Raw genomic sequence first — 23288 nt, 5'->3', positions numbered from 1 at the left:
ACATCCACGAGAACCAAGGAGGCCATCGTCGTGGCCACGCCACCCTCCCCTTACGACTTCCTGCCCCCGGTCGCCTCGTTCACCGTCACCAGCACCGACGTCGCCGACGGGAAGACCCTGCCCACGGCCCAGGTCAGCGGGATCATGGGCGCGGGAGGACAGGACGTCTCACCGCAGCTGTCCTGGAGCGGCTTCCCCGAGGAGACGCGGAGCTTCGCCGTCACCTGCTTCGACCCCGACGCCCCCACCGCGAGCGGGTTCTGGCACTGGGTCGTGTGCGACATCCCCGTCGACGTGACCGAGTTGGCGGCCGACGCCGGCAACGGTTCCGGCCTGCCGGAACAGGCCGTGACCCTGCGCAACGACGCCGGAGGCCACCGTTACATCGGCGCGGCCCCGCCCGCCGGGCACGGCCCGCACCGGTACATCTTCGCGGTGCACGCGGTGGACGTGCCCAGCCTGGGCCTGGACTCCTCCGCGAGCCCGGCCTTCCTGGGCTTCAACCTGTTCTCGCACGCTCTGGGCCGGGCGCTCATCACCCCGGTCTACGAGCAGGGCTGAGGCCTCTCACCGGTGGAGACGCCACGAGGGTGGGGAACGCACGCGCTCCCCACCCTCGACCCTTTTCCTCCCGGGGTCGTTGGATACACGCGCGAGAGCCGGGTTCGGTTGTCCCGTGAGCCGGATCCGGCCAAACAGGGGCCGCCGCGAGCCCCTTCGGTCTACGCTCGGTCCATCCCCACCACACCGATCCGACGAACGTCTGGAAGGGTTGACACCGGTGGCACAGAAGGCTTCGGATGACTCGGGAGAACCGACGGTCATCGTGACGACGGCGGGCTCGGCCCCGACCCCGGGGACCATCCTGCGCCTGCGCGAGCAGGGTTTCCGTGTGGTGGCCACCGACGTGGACCCGACGGCCCCGGGGCTGTACCTGGCCGATCGCGGCCACCTGGTGCCCCCGGGCGACAGCGACGCCTTCCTCCCCCGGATGCGGGCCCTGTGCGAGGAGGAACGCGCGGTCGCCGTCATCCCCCTCGTGGACGAGGAACTGCTCCGGATCGGCGAGCTGGCCGAGGACGGGATCGCCGTCCTGCTGCCCCGGGCCGGGTTCGTGACGACCTGCCTGGACAAGTACGTCCTGACCCGGAGGCTGGAGGAGGCCTCGATCGGGGTGCCGCGCACCTGGTCGGCCTCGGAGTGGCCCGCCGACGCGATCGAGGACGCCCCCGGCGGTCTCATCGTCAAACCGCGCAGTGGTCGGGGCAGCCGCGGTGTCACCATCGTCGACTCCGTCCGAGACCTGGCCGGGGCGATCTCCGAGAGCGGATACGCCGCCGACGAACTGATCGTCCAGGAACGCGTCACCGGCCCCGAGTACACGGTGTCGGTGGTCGTCTGGCGCGACGGCGAGGTGCAGGCGGTCGTCCCCAAGGAGGTCCTCCTCAAACAGGGCGTCACCAAGTACGCGGTGACCAGGCGCCACGCCGAGGTGGTCCGTACCTGCGTCGCCGTCCAGGAGGCGCTGCGCGCGGACGGGCCGTTCAACGTGCAACTGTGCCTGGACGCCGAGGGGCGGCCCCGGATCTTCGAGATCAACCCCCGCTTCTCCTCCACCGCCGCGCTGACCACCGCGGCCGGGGTGGACGAGATCGCCGGGCTACTGCGTCAGGCCCTCGGTTCGGGAGGGCGGCTCACCGACGACTGGCGGGAGGGCGTGACCATGGTCCGACGGTGGACCGACGAGTTCCTCGACGAGGAGCGCTTCGTCTCGCACGGGCTCTCCCCCGCGCCCCTGCCCACCCGGAACGGCGAGGGCCTCGTCCTGCCGGGGACCACGATCCCCGGCCCCGCCGCCCCGGCGCCCCCGGCGCGTACGCGATGAGCGGCCGTCACCCGCTCTCGGAGGCGGTGGCCGAGGCGGTCACCGAGGTCGGCGCGCTCCTGCGCGAACGGCGCGGCGCCCCGGGCGCGCTCGACGGGGTCTGGCGGGGCTCCCAGTTCAAGGCGGAGGCCGACGCCCTGGCCCACCGCGAGCTGTCCGCGCGCCTGTCCCGGATCGACGGACGGATCCCGGTGGTGAGCGAGGAGGACCCCGACTCGCTGTCGCGGAGCCGGCCGGAGCGGTACTGGCTGATCGACCCGATCGACGGGACCGCCAGCTACGTTCACGGCTTCGACGGGTACGTCACCCAGGCCGCCCTGATGATCGGGGACCGGCCCGAGGTGGCGGCGGTCTACGCCCCGCAGCTCGACACCCTGTACACGGCCGTGCGCGGGCTCGGGGCCCGACGCGACGGGGTGGAACTGCCCCGTACGGCCACGACCGCGCCGGGCGAGGGGGTCCTCACCGACAACACCCCCGAACCCTCCGGGATCGCACGGCGGGTCTACGACCACTTCGGCTACGGCTCCTATCTGGAGAGCGGCAGCATCTCGTTGAAGCTGTGCCGGATCGCCGGGGGCGAGGCCCATCTGTTCGTCAAAGACGTCCCGGTGCGCGACTGGGACGTGGCCGCCCCCGATCTCGTCCTGTCCGAGGCGGGCGGCCGGGTGACCCTGCTGGACGGTTCCGCCTTCACCTATCGGGGCCCCTATGAGCACACCGGTCTGGTGGGAGCCGCCGACCCGTCCACCTGCCGCGCCGTGGCCCACTGGGCGAGCTCTCCACCTGCGAGGACAGGGGCCGAGGAGAGGTCCCCGGAAGGCTCCGGGAATCGCTCTCCGTGAGCTCTTTCGCGTGCCGTCCGCGCCACGTATCGTGTGGTCACCGACTCGCGCCTCAGGGGGTGGGAAATGGAGGTCCGACGTCTGCCGGCGCACTTGATGCGCGCCTCGGACACCGACCGCGATCTGACGATCGAACGTCTGGCCGTGGCCTTCACCGAGGGCCGACTCGACCACGACGAGTACGAACGTCGGGTGGGCGAGGCCCTGAACGCGGTCCTGGTCGGTGAGCTGCGCTCCCTGACCGCCGACATCCCGGCCCCCGCCCTCGTCGTTCCCGCGCCGCGACCGCATCGGGAACGGGAGCGTCCCTCTCGGCCCACGCCCACGGGCCGGGGCCCGGCCCGCTCCGAATGGGGCGAGGAGTGGCGGTGGTGGTCGGGGGCCGGGGTACTGCTGACCGCCATGTGGGCGACGGCCAGTCTGGTGGGCGGTGAGCTCATCCCTTACTGGCCGCTGGTCCCGCTGGGGATCTGGGCCGCGGTCCTGCTGGCCTCGGCCATCTGGCCCGGCGACGCCGAACCCCCGGCCTAGGGGTTCCAGGGGCTCGGAGGTCAGCCGACGGCGTGGAGCCAGCGGACGGGGGCGCCGTCGCCCGCGTAGCGGAAGGGTTCGAGTTCCTCGTCCCAGGCGCGCCCCGTGAGTCGGTCGAGTTCCGCCGCGAGGTCTCCGCCCTCCACGGCGACCCGTTCCATGGCCGCGCGCAGGCGTCCCTCGGGCACGAGGACCTCTCCGGCGGCGCTGGTGATGGCGGTGAACACCCCGAGGGAGGGCGTGTAGCTGTAACGGACCCCGTCACAGCCGGGCGACCCCTCCTCGGTCACCTCGAAACGCAGGCGTTGCCACGCGTTCAACGCCGAGGCCACCTCTCCCGCGGTCCCCGCCCTTCCCTGCCAGTTGAGCTCGGCGCGGTGATGGCCGGGGGCCGCCGGTTGGGCGACCCAGTCGAGTTTCACGGGTACTCCAACGACACCCGCGACCGCCCACTCGACGTGTGGGCACAGCGCCGCGGGCGCGGAGTGGACGTACAAGACGCCACGTGCGGACACCGAACCTCCTGATACGAACGAGTGCGCTTCCCCGACGCCCTCGTACCACGAGAAGGTTGCATACCCGCTTGAACACCTTTTGCCCCATTGTGCCCCAATGGCACCCTGAGAACCATCTCGCACGCTGGTATTTTCCAGCGTTCCCACCATGCCCGGACCACACAGGGGCTAGCCTGTGCCCCAGGCTGTGACAGGGAGTCCGATCATAGTGGGGGCGGGTGTGCCAGACCAGTCTCGCGAAGACATCCCACCACCGAAACCCCACCACCGAACACCCCAAAAGGGCGGTTCAGGGCATGCTCTCACCACTTTTCGCCCGGTTCCGGCCACAATCGGCCCCGACCTCCCGCCGTGTTCCGACGCCGAACTCGTCCTGAGGGCCTGCAACGGCGACCCCCGCGCCTGGGAGGGGATCGTGGACCGGCACCTGCCCATGGTCAACCGGATCGCCCGCTCCTACGGGCTCTCCACCCCCGACCGGGAGGACGCGGTCCAGACCGTGTGGCTCAACCTCAACCGCCATCTGCCCCGACTGCGCTCCCCCCACCTGCTCCGCCCCTGGCTGCGCCGGGTGACCCGGAACGTGTGCGCGAGCCAGAGGGACCCGCTTCGACGAACGGTCCCGGTCGACCCCTCGGACCTGGCCGAGTACCCCATGCCCGAGCCCGACACCGAACACGAGTACCTGAGCAGGGAACGGCGCACCGAACTCCACCGGGCCATCGACGAACTCACCGACCCCGCCGACCGCCGTGTCGCCCGCTACTACCTGGACGACTCCCCCGACGCGGCCCCGATCACCCGACGCACCACCGCCGGCGAACGCAGGCACCTGTTCCGCAGGCTCCGCAGGTCCCTGGGCGTGGTGCCGACCCCGGCGAAAGGCGTGCGCGACCCGTGAACGAATCCGAACCCGGGCGAGACGCCGCCCTGGCCGCCTTCGACCGCTCCCTCGACGGAGCCGCCCCCGCACCCGTCCTCCTCGGGGGCCGGGCGGAACCGGACTCCCTGTTCCGTGCCGGAGAGGACACGACCTCGACGACCCTGCGCATGGATCTCGACGGTCTGGTGATCGACGCGCTGATCCTGGCACGAGGGGATCTACGTTCCCTCACCGGTCTCGTCAGAGGGGAGTTCGATCATCTGGAGGTGCGGCTGTACCGCCCCTGGGGGTGTCCGCGCCTGTTCGTCACGGTCGACGGCGGCTTCCGGTCGGAGGGTCTTCGACGTGGGCCGGCCTCCCTGACCGTGGAGCGCCCGGGCCACCCGCCCGTGGCCGGCGACTGGTTCGTCCTCTGAGGAAGGGGCGTCCGAAACCGGGTGTGCCGGACGGTCCGCTTCAGAAGACCGTCCCCCTTTATCCGGACAACCGGAGATCCACCCTGGTCGGGCCGTCCACAGGCAGCACACGAACGCTTCCTCCCTCCCCTTCCCGCTGCTATCACTGAAGACGGTCGACCCCCTCGGTGAAAGGCGGCCGAACGTGTCCCCCTGCGCGTTCCCCGATCCCCCGCACACCCCCACCTCATCGCACGACGAACACGCGGTCCTGATCACCGCCCGCCCCCTGCTGTCCCGGATCTCCCTCGGGGTCGGGCTGGCCGGAGCGGGCCGCGTCGAGGAGGGCGTCACCCTTCTGGAGAACCTCCATCGGTCACTGCGCGGCCACCCCGTCTCCGAGATCCCTTCGGTGTTACCGGGCGTGCTCGTCGATCTGGGGCTGGCCCAGGCGCTGGCCGGCCGTTTCGGCGCCGCGGCCGAGCACCTGGATGAGGCCCGTTCCCTGGCCGCTTCCAGGAACCTCGTCCTGCTCGACACGGTGGCCCGTCAGAACCAGGGATGCCTGGCCCTGTACCGGGGCGAGACCGCCGAGGCCATCGGCACCTTCCGAGAGCTCGTACCGGTGGTCCCCGAGAGGCGACGCGAGGCGCTGCGCACCGACCTGGCCGAGGCCCTGCTCGCCGGCGGACTGATCGAGGAGGCGGGGCGCACCCTGGCGGAGTCGCCCTGGCGGGACGGGGAACCGGGGTCCGCCCGCACCCTGGTGGAGGCCGGGTTCCATCTGTCGTGCGGCGACCATCGGGCGGCCCTGCACCTGGCCCGTCGGGTCCGCCTGCGCACCGGGCGGGGCACGGCCTGGCACCGGCTCGCCTCCCGTCTGGAGAGGGTCGCCCTGCGAGCGCCCGGCCGTCCGACGGGGCGGGTCCGCGCGTCCTCGCCCTCCGGGCGAAGGCGGTCCACGGACCCGGGCCTTCCCCGGTCGGGTCCGGCGGCACACGATCTCCCTCTGGTGCGTGCCGGGTTGGAGCGGGCGCTGGCCCACGGCGACCCCTCGTCCGCGCTGGAATGGGCCGAAGGGCTCCGGCCGGCGGCGATGGCCCGCCTCCGCCGGGGGCGATCGGCCCCGCCCCCTCCGGGGACGGTGGACGAACCGGTGCGGGAGCGACTGTTCGCCTCCCTGGACGGGCGGGCCTTCGTGCACTACGTCGCGGCCGAACATCGGGCGCTGGCCCTGGTCGCGGTGGCCGGACGGGTCCACTCGGTCTCGTTGGGCCCGCTCCTACGGATACGTCGGCTGCTCGCCCATATGCGGTACACGTACACGTCGACGGTGACCGAGGAGGCTCCACCGCGTGTCCCGGCCGAGGTCGGCCGGGCCCTCCTCGATCCGATCCTGCCCCTCGTGGGCGCCCGGGCCCTGGTCGTCACCGGGGAGCCCTACCTCGGCGATCCGCCCTGGGGGCTGTTCCCCGGGGCGCGCGACCGCCCGATCACCGTGGTCGCCACGGCCCGGGCACGCGTGGAACGCTCCCCCGACCGGGATCCGCGCCGCGTCCTGCTGGCCGCCGCGGCGGGCCCCGAGGGCGCGGGAACCGAGGTGCGCGCCCTGTCCGGGATCCACCCGAAGGCGCGGATCATGCGGAGCGTACGCAGGGGCCGGCTCCTGGAGGCCCTGGCGGGCGCGGACCTGGCCCACCTGGCCGGACACGGTCGCGTCGACGAGAACGCCCCGCTCCGCCCCCGGATGGAACTGAGCGACGGTCCGCTTCTGCCCCGCGACCTGACACGGCTCCCCTCGGCGCCGAGGACGGTGGTCCTGGCCACCTGCTGGGGCGGACACGGCTTCCTCTCCGGGCAGGGCGGACCGGGCGGGTTCCCCGGAGCCCTGACCTCCCTGGGCACGCGCACCGTGGTGGCGAGCCCGCTGCCGGTCCCCGACGGGCCCACCGGCGAGGCCGCGCACGACTTCCATCGGGCCCTGCGCGAAGGGACCGACCCGTCCGAAGCGGTCTCCGCGCATCTCGGACGGGTCGGTTTCTGCTGCTACGTCGGTTGAACGGCCCGGCTACCAGCCGCGCTCGCTCCACTCGGACAGGTGCGGGCGCTCCGCTCCCAGCGTGGTGTCCTTGCCGTGGCCGGGGTAGACCCAGGTGTCGTCGGCCAGAGCGCCGAACACACGCTCGGACACGTCGCCGAACAGGGTGCGGAAGTCCGCGTCGGACCAGGTCTTGCCGACCCCGCCCGGGAAGAGGCTGTCCCCGGTGAACAGGTGGGTGTGCCCCTCGGGGTCGTCGTAGCGCAGGGCGATCGATCCGGGCGTGTGGCCGCGCAGGTGGATCACGGTGAGCGCGCAGTCCCCGACGGGGACGGTGCTGCCGTGGGTGACGGGCTCGTCCACCGACACCGGAAGCTCGTCGGCGTCGTCGGGGTGGGCGACCGTGCGGGCGCCGGTCTGGCCCACGACCTCGGCCAGAGCCTGCCAGTGGTCCTGGTGGCGGTGGGTCGTGACCACGCGGGCCAGCCCGTCCTCCCCGATCATCTCCAGGACACGGTCGGGTTCGGCCGCGGCGTCGATGAGGACCGCCTCCCCCGTCGCGCGGCAGCGCAGGAGGTAGGCGTTGTTGTCCATCGGGCCCACGGCCAGCTTGGTGATCGTCAGATGCGGTAGTTGGCGCAGGTCGGCGGGGCCGCCGACCCTGGTATCTCCGGAGTAGCTCACCCGACCATTGTGACCTGTCGTGGAGAGCGGGTGTACCCAGGTCGACGACGGGCTCATCGAGACCAGCGGGGAGGGCGTTTCTCGAAGAAGGCCGTCCGCCCCTCGGCCGCGTCCTCACCGGCGAAGAACTCCGCCGAGAGCTCCCCCAGGCGGGCGAACTCGTCCGCGCGCCGCTCGGGAAGGATCCGCTCCCCGCCGGCGAGCTCGCCGATGAGCTTCTTGGTCCGGGCCAGCGCCTTCGGGGCGGCGGCCCGCATCCCCTGGAGCACGTTCTCCAGCTCCTCCTCCATCTCCCCTTCCGGAACCGCGCGGGTGAGGAGCCCGGCCTCGACCGCGGCCTCGGCGTCGAACACCTCGCCTGTGAGGAGGTAGCGGCTGAACTGGCGGGGGTGCATCCGCGCGGACAGAGGGAGGGAGATGATCGCCGGAACGACGCCGATGCGCACCTCGGTGAAGGCGAAGGTCGCCTCGGCGGGCGCCAGGGCGATGTCGGCTGCGGCGACCAGGCCGATCCCGCCCGCCCGCGCGGGACCGTTGAGGAGGGCCACCACCGGTTTGGGGCCGGCCATGATCCGCTCGAAGATCTCCGGCAGCTCGGGCGCGGGCTCGACCGGCTCCCCCCTGAGGGCGGCGCCGACCTCCTTGAGGTCCGCGCCCGCGCTGAAGACGGGGCCGGTGCCGGTGAGCACCACCGCGCGCACCTCGTCGTCGTCCATCGCCGCGCCGAGGGCCTCGAAGAGACCGGCGCGCAGCCGCGCGGACAGGGCGTTGCGGTTGCGCGGGGAGTCGAGGGTGATCGTGGCGACGGCCCGGTCGACGCTCGACCGCACGAGCGGGGTGTCGTCCGAGGGGGTCGCGGACGTCGGGTGCTGCGTCATCGCGGACTCGCCTTTCTCCGTTGGGCGCCCACGCCGGCCGAGATCACGGCGCGGAACACTCGTTCGACCCACGGTCCGTGGGTGTCGGGTGGATCACACGCTAGCGCTCCACGGCCCGCGGGCCCCACACCGACCCCGCACGCACGAGGGCCGGGGACCGTGACGGTCCCCGGCCCTCGTGTCCTCGGGTCACCTTCCCCGGGCCGCCCGCGACAACGCGTCCGAGAAGTGGAGCATCGAGGCGACGGCCTCGGCCCCGTCGGCCGCCTCACTGACCCTCAGGGTCAGGGGCTCGGCGGTGACGGCACCGGTGTAACCGTGGTCGAGCTCGCAGCTCTCGTCGGCGCAGGAGGCCGGTTCCAGGTCGATGTGGGCGACGGCACCCCAGTTCACCGACAGGTTGACGCTGAGCACCAGTTCGCTGGGGGTGCTCCCCGGCGTGTACTGGGCCGGGTTGGGCACCACCCGGGTCAGCGCCACGGACTGGACGTTGCCCAGTTGGATGCTGTCGGTGGTGGTGGAGGCGTGCGAGGCGCCGCCGGGCTCCGTCGGTGGGTGCTCGTCGGTGTGGCACACCACGAGCCGGGTCGCGGTCAACAGCATCACGGTGATGTGACGCCGCATCTCCATCGCCGGGTCGAAGGTCGCCTCGTGGTGCACGATGAACGCCTCGGCGTCCTCATCACCCAGGGTGGTGGCGACGGCGTCGATGACCAGAGCCGGGTAGTACCCGCTCCGTTCGATCTCCAGCCGCCAGTCCGTGGGCACGGCACGTGTTTTCCTCATACCTCTATCCTGCCCCCTTCCGGCGACACTTCGCGACCTGCCACCGAAACGGGAGACCCACTGCCGGATCAGAACGTCACCCCGCGCAACCTCCTGGGGCCGGAGTCCGGACGCACCTCGGGCGCCTCGCGCAGCCACATGCGGGCTCCGAGGACGTGGGCGCCGGTGGCGTTCACCAGAACCGGGTCCAGATCCACGTAACCGATCTCGGGGAAGGCCTCGACCAGGCGGGACACCCGGACCAGCAGCTCCTCCAAGGCCTCCACGTCGGGCTGTTCGGCCAGCGAGGTGGCGCCCGCCGGCAGTCCGAACAGCAGCGGGGCGGCCCGGACCGCGTGGATGAGGTCGGCCGCGTCCATGTCGGTCAGCGGGGCCAGCCGGAAGGAGCGGTCGTCCAACAGCTCTGCGGTGACGTCGGCCAGCCCGAAGGAGACCACCGAACCGAAGGAGCGGTTGTCGCCGGCGCGCACCACCGTGGGCACGCCCGGGGCCGCCATCCGCTGCACCACCAGCTCGGCTTCGCCGCCGAAGCGGTCGTACAGGGACAGGTAGGCGCTGCGCACGTCGTCGGGGGTGCGCAGGTCGGCGCGGACGAACGTGCCTCCGGCGCGGACCCGCAGGTCGGGGGCGTCGGCCTTGACCACCGCCGGGTAGCCCAGCTCTCCGGCGGCGACCACGGCCTCGTCGGCCGAGTGGACCCGGATATCGGGGTAGGCGGCGATGCCGTAGCAGGACAGCAGCTCGTGCGTGTCCTCGTTGGAGATCGCCGTCTCCTCGTCGTAGCGGCGTTCGCCGCCGAACCAGGCGACCTCGTCCTTGGCCGCGTCGGCCTTGGACAGGGCCCGGGAGACGACGGAGCGGGCGCGGGCGCCGTCGATGTCGGGCAGTTCGGGATGGCGACCGGGCTTGCGGTCGCGCCACTGGGCGTAGCGGGTGGCGTGGGCCAGGGCGCGCACCGCGTCCTCGGGCGCCGGGTAGGAGGGCACCGAGCCGGGCAGCGTCTGGCCGAGGTCGCCGACGTGGCGCAGTTCCTCGGGCAGCCCCTGGCGTGCCAGGTAGGTGGCGACGATGGGCTTGTCCGACTCCAGGGAGCGGGCGCGCAGGACCCGGGCGACGTCGTCGCCGATCGGTTGCAGGGCCGGGACGAACACCACCACGACCGAGTGCACGTCGTCGGCGGCCAGGGCGGTCCGGAGCGCGTTGTCGAAGTCCTCGGCGGTGGCCTGCGGACCCAGGTTGACCGGTTCGTGGGGCTTGAGCCCCTGACGCACGGCGGCGTCCTTGACCAACAGTTCCAGGGAGTCGGAGTTGCCGATGACGCCCACGCGCGGCCCCGCGGGCAGCGGCTGGTAGGCGAAGAGCTGGGCGGCGTCGAACATCTGCGTGATGTCGTCCACGCGCACCACCCCGGCCTGCTGGAACAGGGAGGTGACGGCGTAGTCGGGCAGGGCGAGCCCGCCCGCGGCGTGACCGGTGGGGGTGGCCTGCGCGGAACCTCCGCTGCGCACCGCCACGACCGGCTTCTGCTTGGCCAGACGCCGGGCCAGCCGGGTGAACTTGCGCGGGTTGCCCAGGGACTCCAGGTACTGGAGCACGACCTTGGTGGAGGGGTCCTCCTGCCAGTACTGCATGAGGTCGTTGCCGGAGACGTCGGCGCGGTTGCCCGCGGAGACGAAGGTCGACAGCCCCATCCCGCGTTCGGCGACCCGCTGGAGGATCGCCCGGCCCAGGGCACCGGACTGGGAGAAGAAGCCGATCGGCCCGGGGGCGGGCAGGTCCGGGGAGAGGGTGGCGTTGAGGGAGATCGCGGGATCGGTGTTGGCCACGCCCAGACAGTTGGGGCCCACCACGCGCATCCCCGCGGCACGGGCCGTGCGCACCAGCTCGTCCTGGCGGGCCCGACCCTCGGGGCCGATCTCACCGAAGCCCGAACTGACCACGACCAGACCGTGCACCCCCTTCTCCGCGCACTGCTCGACCACGTCGACGACCATGTCGGCGCGGACCGCCACCACCGCCAGATCGACCTGGTCGGGGACGTCCAGGATGGAGGGGTAGGCCCGCACGCCCACGACGGCCTTGGCCTCGGGGTGGACCGGGTAGACCGGCCCCTGGAACTCGCCGTTCAGAAGGTTGCGCAGCGCCGTCTGCCCGATGGTGTGGGCGGTGCGGCTGGCCCCGATGACCGCCACCGACTCGGGGAAGAGCAGGCGGGCTATGGACCGGGACTCGGCCCGCTGCTCACGGGCCCGCATGACCTCCTGGGAGCCGTCCGTGGGCTGAAGGTCCAGGGTCAGCCGGATGACGCCCTCGTCGAAGGTCTGCTGGGCCGTGTACCCGGCCTCACGGAAGACGTTGATCATCCGACGGTTCTCGGGCAGCACGTCGGCGATGAAACGGCGCATGCCGCGTTCGCGCGCGGCCGCCCCGATGTGCTCCAGCAGGACCGAGGCCAGGCCCCGACCCTGATGTCCGTCCTCCACGACGAAGGCGACCTCCGCCTCCTCCGGGGCGACCTTGTCGTAGCGCACCACGGCGACCAGGGAGTCGGAGATGGTGGCGACCAGGGCCACACGGTCCTCGTAGTCGACCGTGGTGAAACGTTGGACGTCACGGTCGGAGAGTTTGGGGTAGGGCGCGAAGAACCGGTAGTAGATGGTCTCCGGCGAGAGCCTGGAGTGGAACTCGCGCAGCAGGTCGGCGTCGTCAGGGGTGATGGGGCGCAGGTGCGCGGTGCCTCCGTCGGTCAGAACGACGTCGGCTTCCCAGTGGTTCGGGTAGGACTGCACGACTGTGAGACTAGACGACAAACGGCCGAATCCGGAGAAAGTCCATGCGGTCCGTCTGAAATCACCGCCCCACGGCCGGTTCGTGGGCGCCGGTTCCGCCCGACTCCGCATACTCTGTTCCAGTGGGTCCCAGGACCCGACGGCGCCGACGTTCCCGCGTACCGGAGCGCTGTCACTTCGTTACCCGACCCTGATCGTTCACCTGTTAACGTCGGGCGGGCACAGGTTCTCAACGCTCGGTGGTGGCTGGCGAAAATGACACGAGTGGTCGTGATCGGTGATCTGATGACCGACGCAGTCGCGCGCGCATTCCACCCGTTGGCCCGGGGCAGTGACACCCCCGCCTCGGTGGTCATGTACGGCGGCGGTTCGGGGGCCAACATCGCCTCTTGGCTGGCGGTCGAGGGCACCGAGACGACGTTCGTGGGTCGCCGCGGCTCCGACATCACCGGCCGTACGCGTGAGATGGAGCTCATGGGCTACGGCCTGGACTCGCGCATGGTCATGGACCCCGAGCGCCCGACCGGCACCTGCGTCGTCATGATCACGCACAGGGGCGACCGGACGATGCTCAGCGACCCCGGGGCCAACGCCAGGCTCCAGCCCGAGGACCTGCCCCGAGACGTCTTCTCCTCCGACGGCCACCTCCACGTGTCCGGCTACACCCTGATCAACTCCGACTCGCGCCGCGCGGCCCGGGTGGCCCTGCGCATGGCCCGCGAGAGCGGCATGTCCATCTCGGTGGACGGTGGTTCGCACGCCCCGCTGGAACGCGCCGGCGCGGAGAACTTCCTGGACTGGACCGAGGGCGCCCGTCTGCTCTTCGTCAACGTCGACCAGGCCCGGGTGCTGACCGGCCGCGACGACGCCGAGGCCGCCGCCAAGGTGTTGACCGCCTGGTTCCCCAACGTCGTCATCAAGCTCGGCGGGGAGGGCGGACTGTGGGCCTCCAAGACCCGTGAGGACTGTGTGACCGCCCCGGCCGAACCGGTGGATCCGTCCCCGGGTTCGGTGGGCGCCGGCGACGCCTTCATCGCCGGGTTCCTGCCCGCGTGGCTGGCGGGCCGCCACCCCAAAGAGGCCCTGGGCCGGGCCAGCAGGCTGGCCGCCCGCGCCCTGCACCAGCCCGGTGCCCGTCCCGACCTGGGCGAGGGGCAGCCGGTGCGCCGTGGCGCCCCCAGGGGCCAGCGCCTGCGCTGACACGTTCTTCGCGGGGCCCGTGGTCGACGACCACGGGCCCCGCTCTCGTCCTCGGGCGGGGAGCGCCTCGGGCACCGGAGCCGGAGCCCGAGGCCGGCGGATCAGCCGCCGGTGGTGGCCAGGGTGAGCGGCAGGACCCGTGGCGCCCCGGCCTTGCGCAGCAGTGCCGCGCCCACGGTCAGGCTCCATCCGCTGTCGACCATGTCGTCCACCAGCAGCAGCGGGCCCGGACGGGTGCGCTGCGACTCGGCCACCCTCTCCTGGAGTTCGGGGTCGGCCACCAGCTCCGAGTACACCTGTTCCAGGCGCATCGCGCTGTTGTGCCGCCGGGTGCCCGGGCCGCGGCCGGTGCGGTAGGAGAGCGAGCCCAGCGGGGTGAGCCTGCCCAACGAGGAGAGCCGGGACGCCAGGTCGGCGACCAGGGTCGGCCTGGTGAGCGAGGGCATCGCCACCACGCCCACGGGGCGCTCCTCCCAGTTCCAGGAGGCCAGTACCCGCACCACGCCCTGGAGCACACGTTCGTCCACCGGGGCGTCGGGCGCGTCCTCGGCGAGCACACGGCGCAGCTCGGTCCCCCAGCCGATGTCGGTGAGACGGCCCAGGGCCCGCCCCTCGTCGGCGCGCAGCTCGGGCGGGATCTTTCCGGACAGACGCACGCCGAGGGTGTCCATGCCGGTCGGCCACTGGCGTCGGGGGGCGATCGGCGTTCCGGGCCGGTCCAGGTGGTCGGTGGCGGCCTCGCGCCGGCCCGCGTCCACCTCGGTGGGCCAGTACCGGCCGGTGCACACGTCGCAGCGTCCGCAGGCCACGGCCTCGGGGTCGTCGAGCTGACGGCGGAGGAACTCCATCCGGCAGGTGTCGGTGGCGATGTAGTCGAGCATGGCCCGCTGTTCGCGCTCGCGCGCGGCGGCGACCTGCGCGTAGCGTGCGGAGTCGTAGGTCCACGGCCGCCCGGTGGCGATCCAGCCACCGCGCACCCGGCGCACCGCCCCGTCCACGTCCAGCACCTTGAGCATCTGTTCCAGCCGGGTGCGGCGCAGGTCCACCCGGGTCTCCAGGTGGGCCGGGGAGAGCGGCCCCTCGGCCTCGGCGAGCACGTCGAGGGTGCGGCGGACGGTCTCCTCCGGCGGGAAGGACAGCCCGGCGAAGTACTCCCAGATCTGCACGTCCTCGCGGCCCGGGAGCAGGATCACCTCGGCCCGTTCGACGCCACGTCCGGCACGGCCGACCTGCTGGTAGTAGGAGATCGGCGACTGCGGCGCGCCCAGGTGGGCGACGAAGCCGAGGTCGGGCTTGTCGAAGCCCATGCCCAGGGCGCTGGTGGCCACGAGCGCCTTGACCCGGTTGTCCAGGAGAGCGTCCTCGGCCGCCCGGCGTTCGTCGGGGTCGGTCTGGCCGGTGTAGGCGAGGACCTCCACACCCTGCTCGTTCAGGAAGCGGGCGGTCTCCTGGGCGGCGGAGACGGTGAGCGTGTACACGATGCCCGAACCGGGGATCTCGGGCAGGTGCTCGGCCAGCCAGCCGAGCCTGGCGGTGGCGTCGGGCAGCTCGACCACGCTCAGACGCAGGCTCTCGCGCTCCAGGGTGCCGCGCAGGACCAGGGTGTCGGCCCGATCGTCCCCGGCCTGGAGCTGTTCGGCGACGTCGTGGGTGACGCGTTCGTTGGCGGTGGCGGTGGTGGCCAGCACCGGGACGCCGTCGGGCAGGTCGTGCAGCAGGGAGCGGATCCGGCGGTAGTCCGGACGGAAGTCGTGTCCCCAGTCGGAGACGCAGTGCGCCTCGTCGATCACGACCAGCCCGGCCCCGGCGGCGAGTTCGGGCAGCACCCGGTCGCGGAACTCCGGGTTGTTGAGCCGTTCGGGGCTGACCAGGAGCACGTCGACCCGGCCCTGGGCGACCTCGGCGTAGGTCTCCTCCCAGGCCGTGGTGTTGGAGCTGTTGATGGTGCGCGCGTGGATGCCGGCCCGTTCGGCGGCGGCGATCTGGTTGCGCATCAGGGCCAGGAGCGGGGAGACGATGACGGTGGGCCCGGCCCCCTCGGCACGGCGCAGGGCGGTGGCCACGAAGTACACCGCCGACTTGCCCCAGCCGGTGCGTTGGACGACCAGGGCCCGGCGTCGTTCGGCGACCAGGGCGTGGATGGCGGTCCACTGGTCCTCGCGCAGCCGGGCGCCGTCCCCGGCCAGGGCTCGGAGGTGTTCCTCGGCGCGTTCGCGCAGGGCGCCGAGATCGGTGGTGAGGTCCGTGGGAGTGGCCATGTCCTCTTTGGTACCAGAGACGGAGGGGCCTCAGGCGCCTGTCCACAGGGACGGTTCCGCACTTTCGCCGGAGCGTCCCCGCCCCGGGCGGCCCGGTGGGGCGGCGGGGCCGGATCCGAGCTCCGGGGTCACAGAACGGAAACGTTCTCGTTATGTGCCATTGCGTTCACACGGTGTGACCCGAACACTTTGCGCAAGGCCCCGTCTTCTGCGAATGGGAGCGCTCCCGCTCCCTTTCGCCTCCCGCTGAGAAGCACGAAAGGCACACGATATGAAACCCCTCTCCCCCGCTCGATACGCCCACCGACGCCCGCGGTCCCGCGGAGGCGGACTCGGTCTGTTCGCCGCGGCCACTGCGCTCGTGATGGGCGGCTCCGCCCTCGCGCTCACCGGTTCGGGGGCGGACGACGCCGCCCCCGTCTCCGCCGAGGGATCCACCGAGGTCCCCGTGGGTTCCGGCGGCTACACGACCGTCCTTCCCGAAGGGCGCTCCGGCCCCTCCGACCTCGACGGCGCCCCGGTCTCCCCCAAGGTCACCGACGACTTCGAGGGCCCCGCCCCCACCAACGAGTGGTGGTCCTCGCTGATCTTCCAGCGCTACCCGGACAACCCCTACGGCGAGAACCTGTTCGCCCACCCGCTCAACTTCCTGCCCCACTCCGGCGGCCTGGACATGGGGCACTCCGATACGCCCACCCTCGTCGGCGACGACCTCAAGTACGAGTACACCGCCGCCTCCGACCTCACCCTGGGCGTGACCGGCCTGGACTCCCCCGACACCCGCACCGCCGACCACGGCGACTGGACCGTCACCGCCCACTGGGAGGGCGGCGGCCCGACCCTGCGCGTCACCCTCGGCCAAGGGCTGCCGTTCGCCTACGCCGAGACCTCCGGAGCGGACGCCCGGGTGACCTTCGACGGCGCACCCGAGGTCTGGCACGAGGACGGCTCGACCGTCGGAGTCACCGTCAACGGCCGCCACTACGCCCTGTTCTCGCCCTCGGACGCCCCCTGGACCCTGGAGGGCGAGGCCCTCACCGCCGCCACCGGGGACGAGGGGTACTACTCCGCGGCGCTCCTGCCCTCCCCCGACGACCTGGACCGTTTCGCCCCCTACGCCCACTCCTTCGTCACCGGCTCCGTGGTGGAGTACGACTACGACGAGTCCGCCGCCACCCTGACCAGCACCTACCGACTGGAGACCGAGGCGCGCGAGGGAGAGGAGACCGGCACCCTCATGGCGCTCTACCCGCACCAGTGGGAGAACGCCACCGGAGACCTCACCGACCTGACCTACGCCTCGCCCCGAGGCGAGATGCGGGTCTCGGAGGGGGCGTCCTTCACCACCGCGCTCACCACCCAGGGCATCATGCCCTCGCTGCCCACCGTCGACGAGGCCGACCACGACCGGATGGCCGCGCTGATCGACGAGGTCCTGGCCGAGGAGGAGCTCTTCCCCGAACCCGGCGACACCTACTGGGACGGCAAGGCCATGGGCCGCCTGGCCCAGCTCGTGCCCATCGCCGACTCGATCGGGCGCACCGAGGCCCGTGACGAACTCCTGGGCCTGGTCAAGGGCCGTCTGGAGGACTGGCTGACCGTCGGGGGCGCCCGCCAGTTCCACCACGACGCCGAATGGGGCGCCATGCTCGGTTTCCCCGACAGCTTCGGGGCCGCAACGGAACTCAACGACCACGACTTCCACTACGGCTACTTCGTCTCGGCGGCGGCCATGGTCGCCCGCTACGACGCCGAGTGGGCCGACGAGGATGCCTGGGGCGGCATGATCCGCCTGCTCATCGAGGACGTGGCCGGGACCGACCCCGACAGCGAGATGTTCCCCCGTCTGCGCTCCTTCTCGCCCTACGCCGGACACGGCTGGGCCTCCGGTCACGCCGGCTTCGCCTCCGGCAACAACCAGGAGTCCTCCTCCGAGGGCATGCACTTCGCCGCCGCCACCGCCCACTTCGGCGCGTTGACGGGAGACGAGGAACTGCGCGACCTCGGCGTCTACCTGCACACCACCCAGGCCTCCACCGTCGCCCGCTACTGGCAGAACCAGGGCGGCGGCACCTTCCCGGAGGAGTACCCCGAGGACGTGGTCGGCATGGTCTGGGGCGACGGCGGCGACTACCGGATCTGGTGGGACGGCGGCCACGAGGAGCACTACGGCATCAACTACCTGCCCATCACCGCGGGCTCCCTGTACCTGGGCCACGACCCCGAGCACGCCGGGGCGGTCTACGACTCCCTGGTCGACAAGATCGGTGGCGAGCCGGACGTGTGGCGCGACATCCACTGGGCCCACCGCGCCCTCTCCGACGGCGATGACGCCCTGAGGATGTTCGAGGAGCAGTGGGACACCTACGAGCCGGAGGCCGGCGGTTCCGTGCCGCACACCTACCAGTGGGTCTCCACGCTCGCCGCGTTCGGGACCGTGGACGTGTCCGTCACCGCCGACACCGCGCACTACGCGGTCTTCGACAAGGAGGGTGAGCGCACCTACACGGCGTTCAACCCCGCCTCGGAGGCGCTCACCGTCACCTTCTCCGACGGCACCTCCCTGGAGGTCCCCGCGCGTCAGGTCGCCGTGACGAACTGACCGAACCGATCCGAGCGTCCCCGCCCCGTGCCCCGGGCGGGGACGCTCTCCCGTCGTTCCCGAGGCCGACCGAGGGGCCGACACACCGGTCGGAGACGTCCACCCCACCCTGTTCCGGACGCGGTGGATCCCGCCCGGAACAGGGGCGGAACCCGGGTGCCGCGCGGCTCACACACGCCCGACCGCTCATCCGTGTACGTTTCAGTCACCGGGGCACGCCAGAATTACGGACATGGCCCGTACTACTTCCCGTCCCCCTGAGGATCTCGCCGAGAAGATCATCGACATCGACGTCTCCGAGGAGATGCGCGGCAGCTTCCTGGAATACGCGTACTCGGTGATCTACCAACGCGCTCTTCCCGACGCCCGGGACGGCATGAAACCCGTCCAACGGCGGATCCTCTATCAGATGAACGAGATGGGTCTGCGGCCCGACCGCGGACACGTCAAATGCGCCCGTGTGGTCGGGGAGGTGATGGGCCGCCTCCACCCCCATGGCGACTCGGCCATCTACGACGCCCTGGTGCGCCTCAGCCAGCCCTTCGCCATGCGCGTGCCGCTGGTGGACGGTCACGGCAACTTCGGTTCGCTCGGCGGCGACGACGCCCCCGCCGCCATGCGTTACACCGAGGCCCGCCTGGACAGCGCCGCCGAGCTGCTGGTCTCCTCCATCGACGAGGACGTCGTCGACTTCAAGCCCAACTACGACGGTCAGGAGACCGAGCCGGAGGTCCTGCCCGCGGCCTTCCCCAACCTCCTGGTCAACGGCGCCTCCGGCATCGCCGTGGGCATGGCCACCAACATGGCCCCGCACAACCTGGGCGAGGTGATCGCGGCCGCCCGGCACCTGATCGCCAACCCCGACGCCACTCTGGAGGAGCTCACCGAGTTCGTCCCGGGCCCGGACCTGCCCACCGGCGGCACCATCATGGGGCTGGACGGCGTCCGCGACGCCTACCGCAAGGGTCGCGGCACCTTCAAGACCCGGGCGACCGTGTCGATCGAGAAGGTCTCCGCCCGGCGCACCGGCCTGGTCATCACCGAGCTGCCCTACAGCGTCGGCCCCGAGAAGGTCGTCAGCCGCATCAAGGAGCTGGTGCAGTCCAAGAAGCTCCAGGGCATCTCCGACCTGAAGGACCTCACCGACCGCAACCAGGGCCTGCGGCTGGTCATCGAGCTCAAGAACGGCTTCAACCCCGAGGCCGTGCTGGAGGAGCTCTACCGCCTCACGCCGATGGAGGAGTCCTTCGGCATCAACAACGTGGCGCTGGTCGACGGCCAGCCCCAGACCCTGGGGCTGCGCGAGCTTCTCCAGGTCTACGTCGACCACCGTCTGAACGTGGTGCGTCGCCGCAGCGAGTACCGCCGCAAGAAGCGTCGGGAACGGCTCCACCTGGTCGACGGCCTGCTCATGGCGCTGCTCGACATCGACCGCGTGATCGCCCTCATCCGCGAGGCCGACGACACCGCCGCCGCGCGCGAGGCCCTCATGGGCGCCTACGACATGTCGGAGATCCAGGCGCGCTACATCCTCGACACCCCGCTGCGCCGCCTCACCCGGTTCGACCGGCTGGAGTTGGAGACCGAGCGGGACCGGCTCAACCAGGAGATCGACGACCTCACCTCGATCCTGGAGTCCGACAAGAAGCTCCGTCGGGTCGTGTCCAAGGAGCTCAACGAGGTCTCCAAGAAGTACGCGACGCCTCGCCGGACGCGTCTGCGCGAGAGCGACGGCGCCGCCCGCGCCGCGGTGATCCCGCTGGAGATGGCCGACCAGCCCTGCCACGTGGTGTTCGGTGTGGACGGGCACATCGCCCGCACCAAGGGCGCCTCCCTGCCGCGTCCCCACGAGGGTCTGCGCGTGCCGCACGACGCGATCCACGTCTCGGTGCCGACCACCTCGCGTTCCGACGTCGGCCTGGTCACCGATCTGGGCCGGATGATCCGTGTCCCGGTCGTGGAACTGCCGGAGCTGCCCGAACCGTCGGCGGAGGAGGAACAGGAGCGCCCGCCCCTGGCCTCGGGCCTGGACGTGGGCGAGTTCGTCCAGCTCGACGAGGGCGAGTCGGTGGTCACCGTGGTGTCGATGGACACCCACGGCCCCGGTTTCGTCGTGGGCACCCGGGGCGGTGTGGTCAAGCGGGTCTCCCCGGACTATCCGCCCAACAAGGACGACTTCGAGATCATCACGCTCAAGGACGACGACCGCGTCATCGGGGCGACCCAGTTGTCCACCGGTGAGGAGGACCTCGCCTTCGTCACCTCCGAGGCGCAGTTGCTGCGCTTCTCCGCCGGCACCGTACGTCCCCAGGGCCGCCCCGCCACGGGGGTGGCCGGTGTACGTCTGGCCGAGGACGCCCACGTACTGTGGTTCGGTGCGGTTCCGAGCCCTGGAGATTCGGTCGTGGTGACCGTCTCCGGTGACAGCACCGCCCTGGCCGGTACGCAGGCCGGGTCGGCCAAGGTCACCCCGTTCGAGGCCTACCCCACCAAGGGACGGGCCACGGGCGGTGTGCGCTGTCACCGCTATCTCAAGGGCGAGGACACCCTGTTGTTCGCATGGGTGGGACGCTCCCCCGCCCGGGCCTCGCGTGCCGACGGCAAGCCGGTCCGGCTGCCCGACCCCAGCGAGCGCCGCGACGGTTCGGGCGAGGCACTGCCGCGTGCCATCACCACCGTCGGCACCGGACAGACCGACAGCGGGATCACGGCCCCCGACAAGGGCGCCTGAGACGAGGGAGAAGAACCATCATGAGCTCGAACGAGAACGGCACCGTCCCCCCAGGGGCCTTCGACGACGTGTTCGAGGCCAACGCCTCCTACGCCGAGACCTACTCGCTGGCCGGCCTCAAGCCCGTGGCCGCCCGCGGTCTGGCCCTGGTGACGTGCATGGACTCGCGCATCGAGCCGTTGCAGATGCTGGGCCTCAAGCCCGGTGACGCCAAGATCCTGCGGAACGCGGGCGCCCGGGTCACGGACGACACCCTGCGCACCCTGGTCCTGGCGGTGTACCTGCTGGGCGTGGACCGTGTGCTGATCCTGCCGCACACCAACTGCAAGATGGCCTCGGTCCCGGGCGACGACACCGTGCACGACCTCATCCAGGAGGAGTACGGCGTGGACACCCGCAGCCTGGAGTTCCACACCAACGACGACCAGTTGGGCGCGCTCGCCCACGACCTGGAGCGGATCCGTCACCACCCGCTGCTTCCCGCGGGTCTGCCGGTGACCGGCGCCATCTACGACGTGGACACCGGACGGGTCGCCCCGACCGGTCTGTGAGCGTGCTCCGGGCGCCCTGAGGTGTCGAGACGGACGGGGCCGGGGATCATTCCGGTGGGCGTGGGATCACGGCCGCCTCCCGGTACGGCCCCGCCCGTCTCGTCCTCCGCCCGGGGAACACGGTCACCTCGGCGACCGTTGTCCCCGAACGGTGTGACACGTCGAGAGGAGCACCGTGGAAGAGAGCACCTACGACACCTACAACCAGGCCCGCATCTACCTGGAGTTGGGCGACCCGATCTACGCCGCCCGCATCCTGGCCCCCGTGGTCGAGAACGAGCCCGGCAGCCGCTCCCTGTTGGAGCTCCTGGGACGCGCCTACTTCCTCTCCGCCCAGCTCCACCGGGCCGAGGCGACCTTCCGGTCCCTGATCGAACTGGATCCGGTGGACCACTGGGCGCACATCGCGCTCGCCCGCACCCTGGAACGCCAGAGCCGCCACGAGGAGGCGGCGACCTACCGAAGGATGTACGCCGTGATGTCCGGGGGCTCCCTGGACTGACCGGGGCCGTCCGGGGCCGGAACCCGAGGGCCCGGCCCCTCTCCCCCGGCGGGGGCGTTACCCTGCGGTCATGGCTCCCACATCCGACCGTCCCGGACCCGACTCAGCGTGGGTCGACCGTTCCTCGAACCCCGCGCGCGCGTGGGCGGACGAGGCGGTGCGCAAGGTGATCGCCGACGACACCCGCTCGGCCGACACCCACCTGCACGTGTTCCCCCTTCCCCCGGAGTGGGGGATCGACCTGTACCTGAAGGACGAGTCGGTCCATCCCACCGGCAGTCTGAAGCACCGTCTGGCCCGGTCCCTGTTCCTGTACGGGCTGGCCAACGGATGGATCACCGAGCACACCACGATCGTGGAGGCCAGTTCGGGGTCGACGGCGGTCTCCGAGGCCTACTTCGCCCGTCTCCTGGGCCTGGACTTCATCACGGTGGTCCCGCGCAGGACCAGCCCGGAGAAGATCGCGCTGATCGAGCGCTACGGGGGCCGTTGTCATTTCGTGGACCACCCGCCCGAGATGTACTCCGAGGCCGAGCGGCTGGCGGCCGAGACCGGCGGCCACTACATGGACCAGTTCACCTACGCCGAGCGGGCCACCGACTGGCGGGGGAACAACAACATCGCCGAGTCGATCTTCCAGCAGCTGGAGATGGAGCGGCACCCCTGCCCGGACTGGATCGTGGTGGGGGCGGGCACCGGCGGCACGTCGGCGACCATCGGCCGTTATCTGCGCTACCGACGGCTGCACACCCGGCTGGCCGTCGTGGACCCGGAGAACTCGGCCTTCTTCCCCGGCTGGGTCACGGGGGCCTCGGACCACTCCAGCGGCATGCCGTCCCGGATCGAGGGGATCGGGCGCCCCCGGATGGAGCCGAGCTTCGTCCCCTCGGTCATCGACCTGATGATGCCGGTCCCCGACGCGGCGAGCATCGCCGCGATGCGCCACCTCAACGATCTGACCGGACGTTGCGCGGGCGGTTCCACCGGGACCAACCTGTGGGGCGTGTGGCACCTGGTCGCCCGGATGCTCCGTGAGGGACGCCGGGGCAGCGTGGTCACCCTGATCTGCGACGGCGGCGAACGCTACCAGCACAGCTACTACGACGACGCCTGGGTGTCGGAACGGGGCCTGGACCCCGCCCCCTACCGGGCGGCCATCGACCGTTTCCTCACCGAGGGCGTCTGGGAGCCGCCGGCCGGCCCCTGACCCCTGAC

General features: G+C 71.6%; 19 protein-coding genes. 13 read left to right on the top strand and 6 right to left on the bottom strand.

Going from position 1 to position 23288, the window contains the following annotated elements; genetic code table 11:
* The first annotated feature begins 30 nt into the window (after nt 1–30).
* From D451_RS0106560 to D451_RS0106545, 4 genes are all read left to right on the top strand, one after another.
* Nucleotides 31–561: a YbhB/YbcL family Raf kinase inhibitor-like protein gene (locus D451_RS0106560; RefSeq protein WP_014908728.1), complete on the top strand. Its 531-nt coding sequence runs from the start codon at nt 31–33 to the stop codon at nt 559–561.
* 262 nt (nt 562–823) lie between these two features.
* Complete coding sequence (locus tag D451_RS0106555; RefSeq protein WP_193789597.1) at nt 824–1885, top strand: ATP-grasp domain-containing protein; 1062 nt, start codon at nt 824–826, stop codon at nt 1883–1885.
* Complete coding sequence (locus tag D451_RS0106550; RefSeq protein WP_017533840.1) at nt 1882–2730, top strand: inositol monophosphatase family protein; 849 nt, start codon at nt 1882–1884, stop codon at nt 2728–2730. The genes D451_RS0106555 and D451_RS0106550 overlap by 4 nt, the downstream gene beginning before the upstream one ends.
* A 66-nt stretch (nt 2731–2796) precedes the next feature.
* Entirely contained in the window at nt 2797–3261 is a 465-nt protein-coding gene (locus D451_RS0106545) for a DUF1707 SHOCT-like domain-containing protein (RefSeq protein ID WP_014913264.1), read from the top strand.
* Between the two features lie 20 nt (nt 3262–3281).
* On the opposite strand, the gene D451_RS0106540 is transcribed toward D451_RS0106545, so the two are convergent.
* Nucleotides 3282–3776 carry a DUF3145 domain-containing protein gene (locus D451_RS0106540; protein ID WP_026124874.1) on the bottom strand — a complete coding sequence of 165 codons (495 nt, stop codon included), beginning with the start codon at nt 3774–3776 and terminating at the stop codon, nt 3282–3284.
* A gap of 415 nt (nt 3777–4191) precedes the next feature.
* On the opposite strand from D451_RS0106540, the gene D451_RS0106535 reads away from it, so the two are divergent.
* The 3 genes from D451_RS0106535 to D451_RS0106525 all read left to right on the top strand — a co-directional run bounded on the left by D451_RS0106535 (nt 4192) and on the right by D451_RS0106525 (nt 7113).
* Nucleotides 4192–4677, top strand: a complete 486-nt coding sequence (locus tag D451_RS0106535) for an RNA polymerase sigma factor (RefSeq protein ID WP_014912418.1) — start codon at nt 4192–4194, stop codon at nt 4675–4677.
* On the top strand, nt 4674–5075 hold the full coding sequence (locus D451_RS0106530; protein WP_014909757.1) for a hypothetical protein: 402 nt from the start codon (nt 4674–4676) through the stop codon (nt 5073–5075). Before D451_RS0106535 ends, D451_RS0106530 begins: the two co-directional genes overlap by 4 nt.
* A 184-nt stretch (nt 5076–5259) precedes the next feature.
* A complete protein-coding gene (locus D451_RS0106525; protein WP_017533839.1) occupies nt 5260–7113 on the top strand; it encodes a CHAT domain-containing protein in 1854 nt (617 codons plus the stop codon).
* 9 nt (nt 7114–7122) lie between these two features.
* Here the strand turns inward: D451_RS0106525 and D451_RS0106520 are convergent, their stop codons facing one another.
* The 4 genes from D451_RS0106520 to D451_RS0106505 all read right to left on the bottom strand — a co-directional run bounded on the left by D451_RS0106520 (nt 7123) and on the right by D451_RS0106505 (nt 12229).
* Entirely contained in the window at nt 7123–7776 is a 654-nt protein-coding gene (locus D451_RS0106520; protein ID WP_014909536.1) for an MBL fold metallo-hydrolase, read from the bottom strand.
* A 53-nt stretch (nt 7777–7829) separates the two neighbouring features.
* Nucleotides 7830–8654, bottom strand: coding sequence for an enoyl-CoA hydratase-related protein (locus D451_RS0106515; RefSeq protein ID WP_017533838.1), 825 nt, complete (start codon nt 8652–8654; stop codon nt 7830–7832).
* Nucleotides 8655–8843: 189 nt separating this feature from the next.
* On the bottom strand, nt 8844–9440 hold the full coding sequence (locus D451_RS0106510; RefSeq protein ID WP_202421429.1) for a DUF5998 family protein: 597 nt from the start codon (nt 9438–9440) through the stop codon (nt 8844–8846).
* A 68-nt stretch (nt 9441–9508) separates the two neighbouring features.
* Entirely contained in the window at nt 9509–12229 is a 2721-nt protein-coding gene (locus tag D451_RS0106505) for a bifunctional acetate--CoA ligase family protein/GNAT family N-acetyltransferase (RefSeq protein WP_014910451.1), read from the bottom strand.
* 264 nt (nt 12230–12493) lie between these two features.
* Here D451_RS0106505 and D451_RS0106500 point away from each other — a divergent pair, with 264 nt between their 5' ends.
* On the top strand, nt 12494–13429 hold the full coding sequence (locus D451_RS0106500) for a carbohydrate kinase family protein (RefSeq protein WP_014910637.1): 936 nt from the start codon (nt 12494–12496) through the stop codon (nt 13427–13429).
* 101 nt (nt 13430–13530) lie between these two features.
* Here D451_RS0106500 and D451_RS0106495 read toward each other — a convergent pair whose 3' ends face one another.
* On the bottom strand, nt 13531–15687 hold the full coding sequence (locus tag D451_RS0106495; RefSeq protein WP_017533837.1) for a RecQ family ATP-dependent DNA helicase: 2157 nt from the start codon (nt 15685–15687) through the stop codon (nt 13531–13533).
* Between the two features lie 271 nt (nt 15688–15958).
* On the opposite strand from D451_RS0106495, the gene D451_RS0106490 reads away from it, so the two are divergent.
* The 5 genes from D451_RS0106490 (at nt 15959) to cds1 (ending at nt 23280) form a co-directional block, all read left to right on the top strand.
* On the top strand, nt 15959–18289 hold the full coding sequence (locus D451_RS0106490) for a glycosyl hydrolase (RefSeq protein WP_017533836.1): 2331 nt from the start codon (nt 15959–15961) through the stop codon (nt 18287–18289).
* Nucleotides 18290–18521: 232 nt separating this feature from the next.
* Entirely contained in the window at nt 18522–21020 is a 2499-nt protein-coding gene (locus tag D451_RS0106485) for a DNA gyrase/topoisomerase IV subunit A (protein ID WP_017533835.1), read from the top strand.
* Nucleotides 21021–21040: 20 nt separating this feature from the next.
* Nucleotides 21041–21571 (top strand): beta-class carbonic anhydrase, encoded by a 531-nt coding sequence (locus D451_RS0106480; RefSeq protein WP_014912508.1) that lies wholly within the window; start codon nt 21041–21043, stop codon nt 21569–21571.
* A 175-nt stretch (nt 21572–21746) separates the two neighbouring features.
* The gene (locus tag D451_RS0106475; protein WP_014910171.1) at nt 21747–22073 is read left to right on the top strand and encodes a tetratricopeptide repeat protein; all 327 of its coding nucleotides are present in this window, start codon (nt 21747–21749) and stop codon (nt 22071–22073) included.
* A 70-nt stretch (nt 22074–22143) separates the two neighbouring features.
* Nucleotides 22144–23280 (top strand): L-cysteine desulfhydrase Cds1, encoded by a 1137-nt coding sequence (cds1, locus tag D451_RS0106470; protein WP_017533834.1) that lies wholly within the window; start codon nt 22144–22146, stop codon nt 23278–23280.
* Nucleotides 23281–23288: the final 8 nt, after the last annotated feature.

The organism is Nocardiopsis alba DSM 43377 (assembly GCF_000341225.1).
GTDB classification, from domain to species: Bacteria; Actinomycetota; Actinomycetes; order Streptosporangiales; family Streptosporangiaceae; genus Nocardiopsis; species Nocardiopsis alba.
Note: the sequence above shows the minus strand (reverse complement) of the source record. Positions and strands in the feature narration are given on the sequence as shown.